Here is a 14,726-nt window from a genome sequence, read left to right on the forward strand (position 1 = left end):
CCACGCGAAAACGACTACATACCAAACGTCAGCTGCCATCATGACCACGCTCCCGTAAACGACAGAGGGGAGCCTTGGCTCCCCCCATACAACTTCGAATACCGCTAAATCACGCGCCCTTGACCATGCGCAGGACGATGCGCGCACCCTTGATTGCGACATACACACCGACCATCACACCCGCCACGGCAAGAACCGCCGTGACCACGGTGCTCATATCGATCGTGGACGTCAGAGTGCTGAAGTCCGGGGCAGTCGTTGCTGCCTGTGCGTTGGCGGTCGCGGCCAGAATGCCGCCGGCAATCACGAGACCAGTACGTGCGGTCATTTTTTTCAGTGCGTGCAGTTTTGCCTTCATTACTCTTTACCTCGTAGCTCAATAAAACCGGGAAGCGCCCGGTGCGCATTTCTCATGCTCGACGAATAAAATCGAGCAAACTCCCCGCAGTTGCACTAACCATCCACACCGCGACGACCGTGGTGAATGCCAATGCGAAGAAACCTGCTGCAGCCGCGTAGTCGAAAGGCTCAGTCAACCCATCCAGATAGACTCCGCTCGCTGGACTGAGCACATACGCCGACTGCGATTGAAGATGGAAATACTGGTTGCCCGAAGGCGGACATACTTGCTGATCGACCGCTGACGATTGATCGGACGTGACGGGCATACACAGCAAGATGTTCTGAACAGTGCCGGCCGACACAATCAATTCCCCTTCCAGAAGATCACCGGCACGACGTCAAATGACCCGTCGCAATGGTCAATCCCAGCCTCATACGCCTCACCGAGATCCTCGAATCCACCCGCATCACGCAGGCGGTCAGTACGGCCCACGTCCCCGGAATCGGGCCGCAGAAAGCCGCCGGAAACAAGGTCCTGCACCACGTACACGACCCCGCCATCCATGATCAGCCTGCCTTGGCCGGCCGGGACATTTCCAGCGGCTTCAGCGAATGCATCACGGTTTTTTGCGTCTTCCCGTTCGTCACGAGCTCCAGATCTGCAGCAGCCTCGAAGGGGAAGGGCAGATGCTTGTACTTGTCGAACTCAGCGGACGTGCCAAGCGTGAACTCCGCGACCGCGAAGCCTTTAGCCGTGCCTTTCGAATCGTCCAGTGGCGTTTCGGTGTAGACCTTCGTGCTATCGAAGGTCGTCCCGTTTTCCATTTGACCTTTGCTCGCCTTCATCCCCGTCACCTTCACGTTGCTCGTGAATCGCATGGCTGTTTCCTGTCGTAGCGGCTGGTGCAAAGACCGTTTCCTCTGTCCAGCCATCGCCAGAGGGGTCTAAATCGTTGAATACTTGTGCTCGTGGCAACGCATGCAGCGGCGTCGCGCAAGTCTCGAAGTCGGGCACCTTGAGCCGCTCCGGCCACTCGCCGGACTGGTTTGTGATCGCGTCGAGAAAATCGGCATCGCCCAGGACGTTGCGAAGAACGAACGCATATTTGCCGTAGCTCGTACGGATGTTTCGCAGGCTCGCATCGACGTTGATTTCCGCCGCCTTGCGCTTAATCTCGATTTTTTCGGGCGCGCGCGAGGCGTCCAGCAGCCGAAGGCATGGATAAGCACCTACGAAGTAACTCGATGGATCGAGCAGCACATCGAACGGAATGACGCGCTTGTTGTTGCGAAACTCGACTTCGATCCGCAACCACTCCGAGTCGGCATCGCCTTGTTCACGGCCTTTCTCATATGCGCGGCACAGCTTCCCGTTCCGACGCAGGCCGATGTAAACGCTGCGACCCTTGCCGTTCGGTTTCTTCCAATCACCCTTGTACTCATGGTGCGGGGCATTCACGGAACAGGTGAACAGGCCATCGTCGTACCATCCATCGACCTGATCGACCGTGTATTCGCCCTCCATGCAGTCGTGCGCGAGGTCAACACGCGTAATCGTCGGTCGCACTGCCGTATCGACAAGGAAGTCGTGCAACCGGGATTCCCACCCAGCCTTAGCCGCGATGCAGCCTTGACCGCTCAGGTTGATGAGCATCGTTCCGCGTTGCCTGGCACCACCGAACGCGACGTGACCATAGTTGTCACCGAGTTCCCACGCATTCGTGTAGAAGTCGCGGCTCTTCTTCAAGTCGCGCGTAATGCCGAAGCCGAAGATTTCTTCGAGATACCTGCTGGCCTCGAGCACAAAGCACTCGTCACCGATAAGTTGCTCGCGGGCGGTTCGATTCCATGTTTCTTCACCCACGGTAAAGCGCAGCGTATCGATCATCGCGACCTGTTCATTGACCGGACGACGCACGAGTACCGTTTTCAATTCGCCCGTATCCGTCATGACCATCTGCAATTCCTGCACCGCCGCGATGGCCGGCCTTTCCGTTCCCCTCCTGTTAGTCAAGGAGGAGGCATCGACCGGAGCGCCGCCGCGCGACGCGGTCACGCGTGCCGAGTGGCCGTCCTCGCTCCCGCTGCGGGCGGCCGCTCGGCACGCGTGACCGTGCGAATCGATTACGAGTTCGTTCTTTACGCGGCTCACAGCACGAACTCCTGCTCAAGCGCGCGCTTCCGCACCAGCTCAACATTGATGAACACCCGTTTGCCGACGCGTACCACCGGCCAATAACCTCGTTCTGCTTGAGCGACAAGGACGGTGATTGGCAGGCCGATTGCAGCGGCGAACGCCTCACGAGTCATAAGCGGGATTGCCCCAATCGGGTGTGAAATACTCGAAAACGACGACTGGTCGGCGATAACTTTGCCGGGATTCTTGGGAGTTGCCGTATTGCGTTCCACACTTCTCTCCTGTACGGTCACCCGTCTATCCCTCATACGCTCGCTCCCCAGCATCACGTATGAGATACACGTTAATCACGTATTAGATACGCGTTTGTGGCAGTATAGCCACGTATGTTCGCGTGTCAAGAGGTAAGCGATGGCACAAGACAAGATCGGTGGTCGGACCGCGACCACGCCGAATGCCCCGTTCGAAAGGCGAGTGATCGAGCTCAGAGACCGGCTGCTTTTTGCTGCCGATCTCGTTGCACCAGCTCGCGGCAAGTACTCATGGCTTGAAAAGCGAACGGGCGTTGCGGCCTCGAAATGGCAAAACCTGTACTTGGAAAAACAGCTGCCTACGGTTGAGATGCTGCTAGCGGTAGTGCATCTCGGGCCGTCTTACGGCAAGTGGATCCTTACCGGCCTGCCGAACTTCGAGGCAACGATCGAGAAGGTGGCCGGGACGTTGGGCGAAGACGCAACGCACAACTTGCGATTACTTGCTGATGTCTGGCGAGATGACACGCCAGATCCCGGCTCGTGGAAAGAGTGGTGTGCCGAGAGGCATGCCAAGCGACCTAAACAACGAGATGACGATCAAGAAAACTGACTCAGGATGGCTGGCCGATCTTCAACCGGGCGGACGGGGAGGGAAGCGCTTTCGGAAAACGTTCAAGACGCAAGCGGAAGCAAAAGCGTGGGTGTCCTGGTTGACTGCCCAGGTGAATCAAAGAGCAGACTGGCAACCCGAACGTCGTGACACGCGCAAGCTCTCGACATTGATCGATCTCTGGTTTACGCACCACGGGACCGGCCTGCGTTCAGCTAACGATACGCTGAGACGTTTGAAGGCGATGGCGGATGCGATGGGCGATCCCGTAGCAGATCGCTTCACGGCTGAAATGTTTGCTGCGTACCGAGCTACCCGTCTGGCCGCAGGCATCACCGCGAACAACCTCAATCGTGAGCAGGCCTATATGAGGGCGATGTTCAACGAGCTGAATCGGATCGGGGTATGGACCCGAGACAACCCGCTGGCAAAAATACGCCAGTTCAAGATTCAGGAGACCGAATTGACCTATCTGACGACGGGTCAAATCAAAGTGTTGCTGGCTGCTCTCGACGACGCCCGAAATCCCCACGTGCGTCTAATCACCGTCGTATGCCTTGCAACGGGCGCGCGATGGAGCGAAGTCGAGGAAATGCGAATCTCGCAGCTAGGGAATGGACTCATCCAGTTCGCGAGAACAAAGTCTGGCAAGGTGCGGTCGGTGCCGATTGCCGACGATCTCGTCCAGGCAATGCAAGAGCACTACCGTGAGTACCGTAATGGCGACCGCATTTTCGGTTACGCTTGGTCGGCGTTTCGAGAAGCGGTTGAGCGAGCGGGTATCGCGCTCCCAGATGGTCAAATGACCCACGCACTTCGGCATACGTTTGCCAGTCACTTCATGATGAACGGCGGAAACATACTAACGCTGCAACGAATCCTCGGTCACCAAAGCTTGACGATGACGATGCGCTACGCACATCTCGCCCCTGAGCATCTGCAGGAGGCTAAGATGTTAAATCCGCTGCGACAATTGGAATATCTGAGGGAGGCGTCATGAGCAAAAAGCCGACTCGGGCTCGGTCCCCCAAGAACCGTAAAGCGATGACGGTCGACCTCGAAATGCAACGTTGGCTCGACATGAGTCCAGTCGGACGAGAGTTTGGCGCGGATCCTCTTGGCCGCCTACCAAGCTCCATTCAGCACATCGATAGTTCAGATGACACGTGCGAGTCCGATTGCGACTCTTCTGAGAAACGGCCGCCGTCTAGATAGGTGAACTGCTTGTGCCGCCTCTGCGCAAGCGGGGATGTAGGCCGTGCGACAGTCAGGTTCGACCCAAATAACGAAAACTCAGCACCAAAAAATTGCGGTTCGCGACAGTCGTTGCTACCGGTGCGTGGGCGATTCTCGCATGCGAGAACTCGACTGTCGTGCGAACCCAAATGCGTCGCTCGTGCGCAGATTACTTCGTACCGGGCATGTGCCCAAACTTCGCTTTGAGCGAACGCAACAATTCAAACGTGTTCAGATAGCCGACGCCAAATTGATCACAGACGTCCGGTATCTTTACAGCAGCCTTGGCAATCTTGTCGGGCTTCTCATGCGTTACAACGGTCGCGCCCATTATCGCTGCTTTAGCGATAAGCCAAGGATCAGCTTTGGCGAGAAATCTCACCTTTGCTGGATCAGTGTAGTTTTTATTGCCTTGAACGTAATTGACCACCTCGACATATTTTTTCTGTGTCTGAGAGTCACTTACCGGTAGAAACAGCGTAGGGCCTTTTCTTGCTTTCACCCACTTCGCTAACTCGTCCCCGCCTTCAACTAACTCTTTGTACACCCAGTCGATTGACGCGACCCCATGATGTCCATTAGCGTGATCTATCCACGCCCAGAATGCGGGGCAAAAATCCATGCCGTAGTAGGTGTTCTTGGCTTGGATGAAAACGTTAGAGTCCAGTAGGTAGGTCACCCTTTAGCCCCCGACAAGAGTTTCTTATAAGCCGCATGCAGGCTGTTCGGCTTGACACCGAGTAAAGACGCTGCATCGCGCATCAAGGATTGACCCTCAAAGGCACTCAACAATACCGCCCGAGTAAAGCGATTGCCGTTTCGACTTTTTAATGTGTTGAAAAAATCAGCTTGCCCGTCGGTACGCTGACTTTTTACCCATTTCTCTTTTTCGCGTCGATAGGTGATCACGTACTCGTTCCACCCAAAAATCTTCAAGTCGAATGCGCGGCGTGCGATCACGACCGTGCTTAGACGAAAATATCGTGCGGTACGAGTGAGACGTTCGTCATCCGGAACGGCTTGATTCCAAACCGATAGAAACTCTTTCTCTGGCGCGAGCAATTCCGCAGCAATCTGATTGCAATAGCGTTCAACGTCCTCGTCGTCCCCGCTGTGAGACTCCAAACTTTGATTCGATATGCCGCTTGCACCAACCCACAAGTGAGCAAGCTCGTGCGCGAAAGTGAATATCTGCGCCGTCTTCGAATCCGAAGTGTTGATGAAAATAAGGGGGGCGATGTCATCAGCAATGGCGAATCCCCGGAATTCTTCCTCCGAGAGCTTGCGCGTATTGTTGTTACCTACAACGCTGTTACGCAATACCCAAATTCTTGCGGCTTCGGCCTGTTTGATCAATTTGCCGAAATAATCTTCCCAGTTACTTGCGCTGCGACGAAGCGTCTCGGTTATCCCTAGCTCTTTCCCAATTTCGCTTGCTGCAAACTGCGAAGTTGCGCTTCGCCCCTTGAAGCGCCCGATGAAGGGCAAGCTCTCAGCTCCCTTCTGGACGAGGTAATCTCTGTACCACTGCTGCTTATAGAGCACATCGTTCAGAACATCGCGAAGATCCGGGCTGATCCTGTTTTGCCACTTCGTGCCCATCCTTCGAAAATCCGGCAGCGGAAGGCTCTCTTGTGGTGGATTGTCCAGGAACAAAAACCCGAAGGGGATACGGGTCGCCTTCGCAAGCTTCTGAGCTTGGGCAAAGGAGGGGCGCACACGACCTTCTTCCCAGTCGACGACTTTGTCGGCACTCACCTTGATGTCGCGCGCCAACTCGTCCAGTCCGAGTTGTGCTCGCTCACGAGCCCAGCGAATCTGAGAAGGATTGACTAACGCTTCCATAGCAGATTGACTCTCGCCGTCGGTCGCCTTGGTTTAGTTGGGATGGCCGGTGCCAGAACTGCCGATCATCATACCCTCACGGGGGCAAGATTCGTGACTAGAGCAAAGGGCAATTTCGACCCAAATTTGACCGATCGCCCCCGCAATCGAAGGGCTGTCTGGTCCTGATCGATCAGCCCCAAAGAGCCGGTTCAATGCAGACGACAAAATTCGTCCGTTGACACTCGGTTGACGGAGCAGAAATGAAAAAGGGGTTAGCTTGCGCTAACCCCTTGATAATGCTGGTGGCGAATCAGGGATTCGAACCCCGGACCTGCGGATTATGATTCCGTCGCTCTAACCGACTGAGCTAATTCGCCGAAGAATTGAATTATGTAGATGTGCCGCCAGGCTGTCAACACCTTTTTTCATCTTTCCTGAAAAAAGGTACCGGCCCGGGTTGCGGGCGGGTTCCCGCCCGCGTCCGATCTCAATCCTGCGCGTAGATGTTCGAGTCCTTCGTCTCCTTGACGAACAGCAGCCCGATCACGAACGTGGCCAGCGCGATCACGATCGGATACCACAGCCCCGAGTAGATGTTGCCCTTCGCCGCGACGATCGCGAACGCGGTCGCCGGCAGGAAGCCGCCGAACCAGCCGTTGCCGATGTGATAGGGCAGCGACATCGACGTGTAGCGGATCCGCGTCGGGAACATCTCGACCAGCATCGCGGCGATCGGGCCGTAGACCATCGTCACGTAGATCACGAGGATCGTCAGGATCACGATCGTCATCGGCCAGTTGAGCTGGGCCGGGTCGGCCTTCGCTGGGTAGCCGGCCGCCTTCAGCGTCGACACGAGCGTCTTGTCGAACGCCGCGCCCTGCGCCTTCGCGTCGGCCGCCTTGCCGTCATAGGCTGCAATCACCGTATCGCCGACCTTGATCTGTGCGGTCGTGCCGGCCGGTGCCGCGACGTTCTCGTAGTTCAGGCCGGCCTTCGCGAGCGCGCTCTTTGCGATGTCGCACGAGTCGGTGAACTTCGACGTGCCGACCGGGTTGAACTGGAACGCGCAGGTAGCCGGATCGGCGATCACCGAGATCGGTGCTTTCTGCGTCGCGATCTCGAGCTGCGGATTCGCGTAGTGCGTGAGCGCCTTGAACAGCGGGAAGTAGGTCAGTGCCGCGATCAGGCAGCCCGCGAGGATGATCGGCTTGCGGCCGATCTTGTCCGACAGCGAGCCGAAGAACAGGAAGAACGGCGTGCCGATCAGGAGGGCGATCGCGATCAGGATGTTCGCGCTGGCGCCGTCGACCTTCAGCGTCTGCGTGAGGAAGAACAGCGCGTAGAACTGGCCCGTGTACCACACGACGGCCTGGCCGGCGGTCAGGCCGACGAGCGCGAGGATCACGATCTTCAGGTTCTTCCACTGGCCGAACGCTTCGGTCAGCGGCGCCTTCGACGTCTTGCCTTCCGCCTTGATGCGCAGGAACACCGGCGATTCGTTCAGCTGCATCCGGATCCACACCGACACCGCGAGCAGCAGGATCGACGCGACGAACGGCACGCGCCAGCCCCAGCTGCCGAACGCTTCCTCGCCGATGAACGTGCGCACGCCGAGAATCACGAGCAGCGACAGGAACAGGCCGAGGGTCGCGGTCGTCTGGATCCACGCAGTGTAGAAGCCGCGACGGTTCGCCGGCGCATGCTCGGCAACGTAGGTCGCCGCGCCGCCATACTCGCCGCCGAGCGCGAGGCCCTGCAGCAGCCGCATCGCGATGAAGATCACGGGCGCCGCGATGCCGATCGACGCATAGCCGGGCAGGAAGCCGACTACGAAGGTCGAGATGCCCATGATCACGATCGTCACGAGGAACGTGTGCTTGCGGCCGACGAGGTCGCCGAGCCGGCCGAACACGATCGCGCCGAACGGCCGCACGGCGAAGCCGGCCGCGAAGCCGAGCAGCGTGAAGATGAATGCGGCGGTCGGGTTGACCCCGGAGAAGAAGCTCTTGCTGATGTAGGCCGCGAGTGACCCGGCCAGGTAAAAGTCGTACCACTCGAACACGGTGCCTAGCGACGACGCGAAGATCACCTTCTTCTCTTCGCCCGTCATCGGCGCGTGCGAAATTTGCCCGCCTAACGTTGCCATGAATCGTCTCCAAGTCCCTTGATATAGATATGCGGCCGCCTTGGGTGGGCGGGCCTGTCGACGATTATTGGCAGGGAAACTTACGGCGCACTGACTCGCGCGGACAAAACGACTGCGCGTTAACCCGCGCCGAATCGGTCGTTTCGCGCCCCGATCGTGTCGCTAACGGGCGGTAAAGCGCCGGTTTCGATGCGATCGCGGCCTGTTGTGCAGGATTGGCGCCGGCGCGCGTCAGGATTGATCCGGATCGGCTTCCGACAGCGGCAGGCTGATGCGCACGAGCGTGCCGGCGAGGCGCGGCGCCTGCTGATAGACATGATCGTCGAGCGTCAGCGTGCCGCCGTGCTGCGCGGCGATTTCGCGCACGATCGCGAGCCCGAGGCCGCTACCGTCGCCTTCGCGGCCGAGGATCCGATAGAAGCGCTCGACCACGCGGTCGCGTTCGGCGGCCGGGATGCCGGGCCCGGTGTCCTCGACTTCGAGATGCACGCGCCGCGCCGCACGCTCGGCCCGCACGCGCACGGTGATGCGGCCGCCTTCGGGCGTGTAGCGGATCGCGTTGTCGACCAGGTTGCCGAGCATCTCGCGCAGCATCACGGGATTGCCGTCGACGTCGAGCGGCGCGTCGTCCTCCGGGCCTTCGTAACCGAGGTCCATCCGTTTCGCGAGTGCCGCCTGCACCCAGTCGCGCACCGTGCGTCGTGCCAGCGCGGCGATCTCGACCGGCTCGAACGTCAGCCCGCTCGCGCGGTTCTCGGCGCGAGCGAGCGCGAGCAGTTGCGTGACGAGCCGCGCGGCCTGCTCGGAACTCGTCGCGATCTGCTCAAGCGAACGCTGCACGTCGGGCGGCACGGGGTGGCGCAACGCGAATTCGGCCTGCGTGCGCAGCCCGGCGAGCGGCGTCTTCATCTGGTGCGCGGCGTCGGCGATGAAGCGCTTCTGCAGCGCCATGTTCTGTTCGAGGCGCGCGAGCAGGTCGTTGAACGACGTGACGAGCGGCTCGATTTCCGGCGGCGCGCGCTGCGCCTCGACGGGCGACAGGTCGTCGGGCCGCCGCGCGCGGATGTGCGCCTGCAGCGCGTTGAGCGGCGCGAGCCCGCGCGACAGCCCGAACCACACGAGCAGGATCGCGAGCGGCAGGATCACGAATTGCGGCAGGATCACGCCCTTGATGATGTCGTTCGCGAGCGCGTTGCGCTTGTCGAGCGTCTCGCCGACCTGCACGAGCACGGGCTGCGCGCCGCTCGCCTCCGGCAGCGCGACGGTTGTATACGCGACGCGCACGTCGTTGCCGCGCAGCAGATCGTCGCGGAACACGACCACGCCCGGCGACGGGCGGTCCTCGTCGCGCGGCAGCGGCATGTCGGCCTCGCCCGCGACCAGCTCGCCGCGCGTGCCGAGCACCTGGAAGTAAACACTGTCGATGTTGTCCGCGCGCAGGAAGTCGCGCGTCTGCTGCGGCAGCGTCAGCTCGGCGACGCCGTTGACCGGATGGATCTGCCGCGCGAGCACGTACGCATTGGTCTCGAGCGCGCGGTCGAACGGGCCGTTCGCGATCGTCTTCGCGACGAGATAGGTGACGGCGATGCTCATCGGCCACAGCAGCAGGAGCGGCGCGAGCATCCAGTCGAGGATTTCGCCGAACAGCGAGCGCGGGCGCGCGGCCTCGGGCGTATCGGTTTCGTCGGGCGGCGCGAACGGGTTCTCGTAGCGCGCGTCGCGCGCGGCGTCGGCGGCGGACGGTTGCTCGCCGGTCGGATGGCGGGGATGGGCCGGCGTGGCCATCGCGGCGACGGCCGGTTTCAGCGCAGCGGCGTGCCGGCTGCCGCGGGCTGGGGCGCGGCCGAGTCGGTCGGCGCCGCGGGCGCGACTTTCTCGAGGCAGTAGCCGAGGCCGCGCACGGTGGAAATCCGCACGCCGCTCGGCTCGATCTTCTTGCGCAGCCGGTGCACGTACACTTCGATCGCGTTGTTGCTGACTTCCTCGCCCCATTCGCACAGATGGTCGACGAGCTGCTCCTTCGACACGAGGCGGCCGATGCGCTGCAGCAGCACTTCGAGCAGCCCGAGCTCGCGCGCGGACAGATCGAGCACGCGCTCGTTCGCATACGCGATGCGGCCGACCTGGTCGAACGCGAGCGAGCCGTGGCGCACGACGGTCGGGCCGCCGCCCGCGCCGCGCCGGGTCAGCGCGCGCACGCGCGCCTCGAGCTCGTTGAGCGCGAACGGCTTGGCCATGTAGTCGTCCGCGCCGAGGTCGAGCCCCTTCACGCGCTCGTCGACGCTGTCGGCGGCGGTCAGGATCAGCACGGGGAGGTTGGAATTGCGCGCGCGCAGGCGCTTCAGCACGTCGAGCCCGGACATCTTGGGCAGCCCGAGATCGAGGATCAGCAGGTCGAAGGTCTGCATCGACAGCGCGGTATCGGCCTCGACGCCGCTCTTCACGTGGTCGACCGCATAGCCCGATTGGCGGAGTGACCGGGTGAGGCCGTCCGCGAGTATGCTGTCGTCTTCGGCGATGAGAATTCGCATGTTGCTGACCGGTGGCCGGCGGGGCGTTCGCGCCGGCGCGGCTGTCTCCGAAGTTATCCGTGTACAACGCAGCCTGCATTGCGGGCTTGCATAAAACACTGTTTTTTTATACAGTGTCTGCATTCGTGGGCAGCGCTTGAAAGCGGGCGCGCCTCTGACAGACGCTGCTCATCATAGCAAAGGACGATTCATGGAAGATAGCAAGAAGGGCTCCGGGATGACCGCCGAGAAGAGCAAGGCGCTGGCGGCCGCACTCGCGCAGATCGAGAAGCAGTTCGGCAAAGGGTCGATCATGCGGATGGGCGACGGCGACGCGACCGAAGACATCCAGGTTGTCTCCACGGGCTCGCTGGGTCTCGATATCGCGCTCGGCGTCGGCGGCCTGCCGCGCGGCCGGGTGGTCGAGATCTACGGTCCGGAATCGTCGGGTAAAACCACGCTCACGCTGCAGGTCATCGCCGAACTGCAAAAGCTGGGCGGCACGGCAGCCTTCATCGACGCCGAGCACGCGCTCGACGTCCAATATGCAGCGAAGCTCGGCGTGAACGTGCCGGAGCTGCTGATCTCGCAGCCGGACACCGGCGAGCAGGCACTCGAAATCACCGACGCGCTGGTGCGCTCGGGCTCGATCGACATGATCGTCATCGACTCGGTCGCGGCGCTCGTGCCGAAGGCCGAAATCGAAGGCGAGATGGGCGATTCGCTGCCGGGCCTGCAGGCTCGCCTGATGTCGCAGGCGCTGCGCAAGCTGACGGGCACGATCAAGCGCACGAACTGCCTCGTGATCTTCATCAACCAGATCCGGATGAAGATCGGCGTGATGTTCGGCAACCCGGAAACCACGACGGGCGGCAACGCGCTCAAGTTCTACTCGTCGGTGCGTCTGGATATCCGCCGGATCGGCTCGATCAAGAAGAACGACGAGGTGATCGGCAACGAAACCCGCGTGAAGGTCGTCAAGAACAAGGTGTCGCCGCCGTTCCGCGAAGCGATCTTCGACATCCTGTACGGCGAAGGCATTTCGCGTCAGGGCGAGATCATCGATCTCGGCGTGCAGGCGAAGATCGTCGACAAGGCAGGTGCCTGGTACAGCTACAACGGCGAGAAGATCGGTCAGGGCAAGGACAACGCGCGTGAATTCCTGCGTGAGAACCCGGAAATCGCCCGTGAGATCGAGAACCGCATTCGTGAGTCGCTCGGCGTCGCTGCGATGCCCGATGGCGCAGGCCACGATGAAGCCGAGGCGATGGACGAAGAAGAGTGATGGTCGGGCGCCGAGGTCAGGCTGGCGAACCGGAACCGAGCGACACGCCCGAAGCGGCGGGTCGGTCCGGCCGGCGAGCCACATCCTCGGGTGCCGACCGGCGGGACGCGGGCAGCCATGCCGCGAACCGCACCGCGACGAGGGCATCCGACGATGCCCTCGTTTCGTTTGAGATGGCCGCGCCGGTCGATCCGTTCGACGACGACGAATCGTTCGACGCGCACGACCGGTCGCGCCGTCGCGTGTCCGGTGTCGGCTTCTCGGGCGAGCGCGCAGCCGATGCGGCGGCGTCGGTCAAGGGAGATGTGTATACACGCAGCAGCCAGCATCCGCGTCGCACGCGCCGTGCGTCTGGCGGTTCAGGCAGCGCTGCTTCCGGCGACGAATCCGGCGCCACCGAGCGCAAGTCGTCGAAACCGCCGCGTTCGCTGAAGGGCCGCGCACTCGGCTATCTGTCACGGCGCGAATACAGCCGCGCCGAACTCGCGCGCAAGCTCGCACCGTACGTCGGCGAGGACGAATCGGTCGAGCCGGTGCTCGATGCGCTGGAACAGGAGGGCTGGCTGTCCGACGCACGCTTTGCCGAGAGCCTCGTGCATCGCCGCGCATCGCGCGTCGGCGTCGCGCGCATCGTCAGCGAACTGAAGCGCCATGCGGTCGGCGACAGTCTCGTCGAGGAGGTGAATGCGCAATTGCGCGAGACCGAGTGGACGCGCGCGCAAGCCGTCTGGCGCAAGAAATTCGGTGCACTGCCGCAAACGCCCGCCGAGCGTGCGAAGCAGGCGCGCTTCCTTGCCGCGCGCGGCTTCTCGAGTGCGACCATCGTGAAGTTGCTGAAGGTCGGCGACGATTTCCCGATCGACGATTGACCAGTTCGGTCGCGCGCGCTGCGCGCGATTTTGCTGCAATGCAACCGTTTCCGGACAGGCGGGAATACCCGCCGTCGCGGCCGGATGCCTCAAATACCCGATATGCTAAAATCCACGGGTTTTCCTCTTCGGCCTCAACCTCCAGCATGCCGCTATCCGAGCCCGTGCCCCGTCAGTTGCGACATCGACGCGCAATCCGAGCGGAAGCCTACGAGCGCGGCGACGGCTTGTGGGACATCGAAGCCTGCCTGACCGACCACAAGCCGCGCGATGTCGCGCTTGCGTCGGGCATCCGGCCCCAGGGCCTGCCGATCCACGAACTCTGGCTGCGCGTGACTATCGATCGTGACCTCAATGTCGTCGACGCCGAAGCGTCCTCGGAATGGGTTCCCTATCCCGGTCACTGTCAATCCGCTCCTCCCGCCTATCGGGCCCTCATCGGGCTCAATCTCTTCCGCAATTTCCGCCGCAACGCGAACCGGCTGCTCGCCGGCGTCGCAGGCTGTTCCCATCTCACCGAACTGTGCGCCGTGCTGCCGACGGCAGCGATCCAGGCGTTCGCCGGTGACGTGTGGAACGTGCGCGAGGAGGGCGGCGAAGGGCCGGACCATGGCGGCGAGCACGTCGAACCGCCTTTCCAGCTCGGCCGCTGCCGGGCATTGCGGTTCGACGGCGAGGTCGTGCGGCAGTACTACCCGCGCTGGTATGGCGCGAGCCGGCCGGACGTGCCCGGCGAGGGCAGCACGAAGGAGTGAACGGAAATCATTCGAAGAAGCGTCTTAAGCGACTTTTCATCCAACTCTCAGACTGAAGGGAATCACGCATGAAGATTCACGAGTACCAGGGTAAGGAAATCCTGCGGAAATTCGGAGTCGCGGTACCGCGCGGCAAGCCGGCGTTCTCGGTTGACGAGGCCGTCAAGGTGGCAGAAGAGCTGGGCGGCCCGGTTTGGGTCGTGAAGGCTCAGATTCACGCGGGTGGCCGTGGCAAGGGCGGCGGCGTGAAGGTGGCGAAGTCGATCGAGCAGGTTCGCGAATACGCGAACCAGATCCTCGGCATGCAGCTCGTCACGCACCAGACCGGTCCGGAAGGCCAGAAGGTCAACCGTCTGATGATCGAAGAAGGCGCCGACATCAAGCAGGAACTGTATGTCAGCCTCGTCGTCGATCGCGTGTCGCAAAAGATCGTTCTGATGGGTTCGAGCGAAGGCGGCATGGACATCGAAGAAGTTGCCGAAAAGCACCCGGAACTGATCCACAAGGTCATCGTCGAGCCGTCGACCGGCCTGCTCGACGCCCAGGCTGACGACCTCGCCGCGAAGATCGGCGTGCCGGCTGCTTCGATTCCGCAAGCGCGCGCCATCCTGCAAGGCCTGTACAAGGCATTCTGGGAAACCGACGCGTCGCTGGCTGAAATCAACCCGCTGAACGTCTCCGGCGACGGCAAGGTCATCGCACTCGACGCGAAGTTCAACTTCGACTCGAACGCGCTGTTCCGCCACCCGGAAATC

17 protein-coding genes and 1 tRNA gene are annotated in these 14,726 nt (G+C 61.3%); 6 read left to right on the forward strand and 12 right to left on the reverse strand.

From position 1 onward, the window contains the following. Positions 1–109 precede the first annotated feature (109 nt). From DIE23_RS14115 to DIE23_RS14140, 6 genes are read right to left on the reverse strand one after another with little or no spacing between them, the layout of a single operon-like run. Entirely contained in the window at positions 110–358 is a 249-nt protein-coding gene (locus DIE23_RS14115; RefSeq protein WP_124612676.1) for a major capsid protein, read from the reverse strand. Between the two features lie 52 nt (positions 359–410). Next, complete coding sequence (locus DIE23_RS14120; RefSeq protein ID WP_124612677.1) at positions 411–710, reverse strand: hypothetical protein; 300 nt, start codon at positions 708–710, stop codon at positions 411–413. Further along, on the reverse strand, positions 707–907 hold the full coding sequence (locus tag DIE23_RS14125; RefSeq protein WP_124612678.1) for a hypothetical protein: 201 nt from the start codon (positions 905–907) through the stop codon (positions 707–709). The genes DIE23_RS14120 and DIE23_RS14125 overlap by 4 nt, the downstream gene beginning before the upstream one ends. A gap of 2 nt (positions 908–909) precedes the next feature. Beyond that, positions 910–1,167 (reverse strand): hypothetical protein, encoded by a 258-nt coding sequence (locus DIE23_RS14130; RefSeq protein WP_311767816.1) that lies wholly within the window; start codon positions 1,165–1,167, stop codon positions 910–912. Beyond that, a complete protein-coding gene (locus tag DIE23_RS14135; protein ID WP_260436059.1) occupies positions 1,142–2,494 on the reverse strand; it encodes a replication initiation factor domain-containing protein in 1,353 nt (450 codons plus the stop codon). Before DIE23_RS14135 ends, DIE23_RS14130 begins: the two co-directional genes overlap by 26 nt. Further along, the gene (locus DIE23_RS14140) at positions 2,491–2,751 is read right to left on the reverse strand and encodes a hypothetical protein (protein WP_124612679.1); all 261 of its coding nucleotides are present in this window, start codon (positions 2,749–2,751) and stop codon (positions 2,491–2,493) included. Before DIE23_RS14140 ends, DIE23_RS14135 begins: the two co-directional genes overlap by 4 nt. A 139-nt stretch (positions 2,752–2,890) precedes the next feature. Between DIE23_RS14140 and DIE23_RS14145 the strand changes: the two genes are divergently transcribed. Continuing rightward, the gene (locus DIE23_RS14145; protein ID WP_124612680.1) at positions 2,891–3,343 is read left to right on the forward strand and encodes a hypothetical protein; all 453 of its coding nucleotides are present in this window, start codon (positions 2,891–2,893) and stop codon (positions 3,341–3,343) included. Beyond that, positions 3,324–4,343: a tyrosine-type recombinase/integrase gene (locus DIE23_RS14150; RefSeq protein ID WP_124612681.1), complete on the forward strand. Its 1,020-nt coding sequence runs from the start codon at positions 3,324–3,326 to the stop codon at positions 4,341–4,343. Before DIE23_RS14145 ends, DIE23_RS14150 begins: the two co-directional genes overlap by 20 nt. 405 nt (positions 4,344–4,748) lie before the next feature. On the opposite strand, the gene DIE23_RS14155 is transcribed toward DIE23_RS14150, so the two are convergent. From DIE23_RS14155 to DIE23_RS14180, 6 genes are all read right to left on the reverse strand, one after another. Next, the gene (locus DIE23_RS14155; protein ID WP_124612682.1) at positions 4,749–5,258 is read right to left on the reverse strand and encodes a DUF4411 family protein; all 510 of its coding nucleotides are present in this window, start codon (positions 5,256–5,258) and stop codon (positions 4,749–4,751) included. Beyond that, positions 5,255–6,424, reverse strand: a complete 1,170-nt coding sequence (locus tag DIE23_RS14160; protein ID WP_124612683.1) for an XRE family transcriptional regulator — start codon at positions 6,422–6,424, stop codon at positions 5,255–5,257. The genes DIE23_RS14155 and DIE23_RS14160 overlap by 4 nt, the downstream gene beginning before the upstream one ends. 282 nt (positions 6,425–6,706) lie before the next feature. Further along, a tRNA-Met gene (locus tag DIE23_RS14165) sits at positions 6,707–6,783 on the reverse strand. 110 nt (positions 6,784–6,893) lie between these two features. Next, entirely contained in the window at positions 6,894–8,552 is a 1,659-nt protein-coding gene (locus DIE23_RS14170; protein WP_124612684.1) for an MFS transporter, read from the reverse strand. 231 nt (positions 8,553–8,783) lie between these two features. Beyond that, a complete protein-coding gene (locus DIE23_RS14175; protein WP_124612685.1) occupies positions 8,784–10,337 on the reverse strand; it encodes a sensor histidine kinase in 1,554 nt (517 codons plus the stop codon). A gap of 17 nt (positions 10,338–10,354) precedes the next feature. Further along, on the reverse strand, positions 10,355–11,083 hold the full coding sequence (locus DIE23_RS14180) for a response regulator transcription factor (RefSeq protein WP_124612686.1): 729 nt from the start codon (positions 11,081–11,083) through the stop codon (positions 10,355–10,357). A gap of 190 nt (positions 11,084–11,273) precedes the next feature. On the opposite strand from DIE23_RS14180, the gene recA reads away from it, so the two are divergent. The 4 genes from recA to DIE23_RS14200 form a co-directional block, all read left to right on the forward strand. Beyond that, on the forward strand, positions 11,274–12,347 hold the full coding sequence (gene recA, locus DIE23_RS14185) for a recombinase RecA (protein ID WP_124612687.1): 1,074 nt from the start codon (positions 11,274–11,276) through the stop codon (positions 12,345–12,347). Beyond that, positions 12,347–13,216: a recombination regulator RecX gene (gene recX / locus DIE23_RS14190; RefSeq protein ID WP_124612688.1), complete on the forward strand. Its 870-nt coding sequence runs from the start codon at positions 12,347–12,349 to the stop codon at positions 13,214–13,216. The genes recA and recX overlap by 1 nt, the downstream gene beginning before the upstream one ends. Positions 13,217–13,362: 146 nt before the next feature. Further along, positions 13,363–13,971, forward strand: a complete 609-nt coding sequence (locus tag DIE23_RS14195; protein WP_124612697.1) for a DUF2889 domain-containing protein — start codon at positions 13,363–13,365, stop codon at positions 13,969–13,971. 68 nt (positions 13,972–14,039) lie between these two features. Then, positions 14,040–14,726: ATP-grasp domain-containing protein (locus DIE23_RS14200; RefSeq protein WP_185646447.1), on the forward strand; the 687-nt coding region annotated here is incomplete at its 3' end.

Origin of the sequence: Burkholderia sp. Bp9143 (genome assembly GCF_003853645.1) — a bacterium.
GTDB lineage: Bacteria > Pseudomonadota > Gammaproteobacteria > Burkholderiales > Burkholderiaceae > Burkholderia.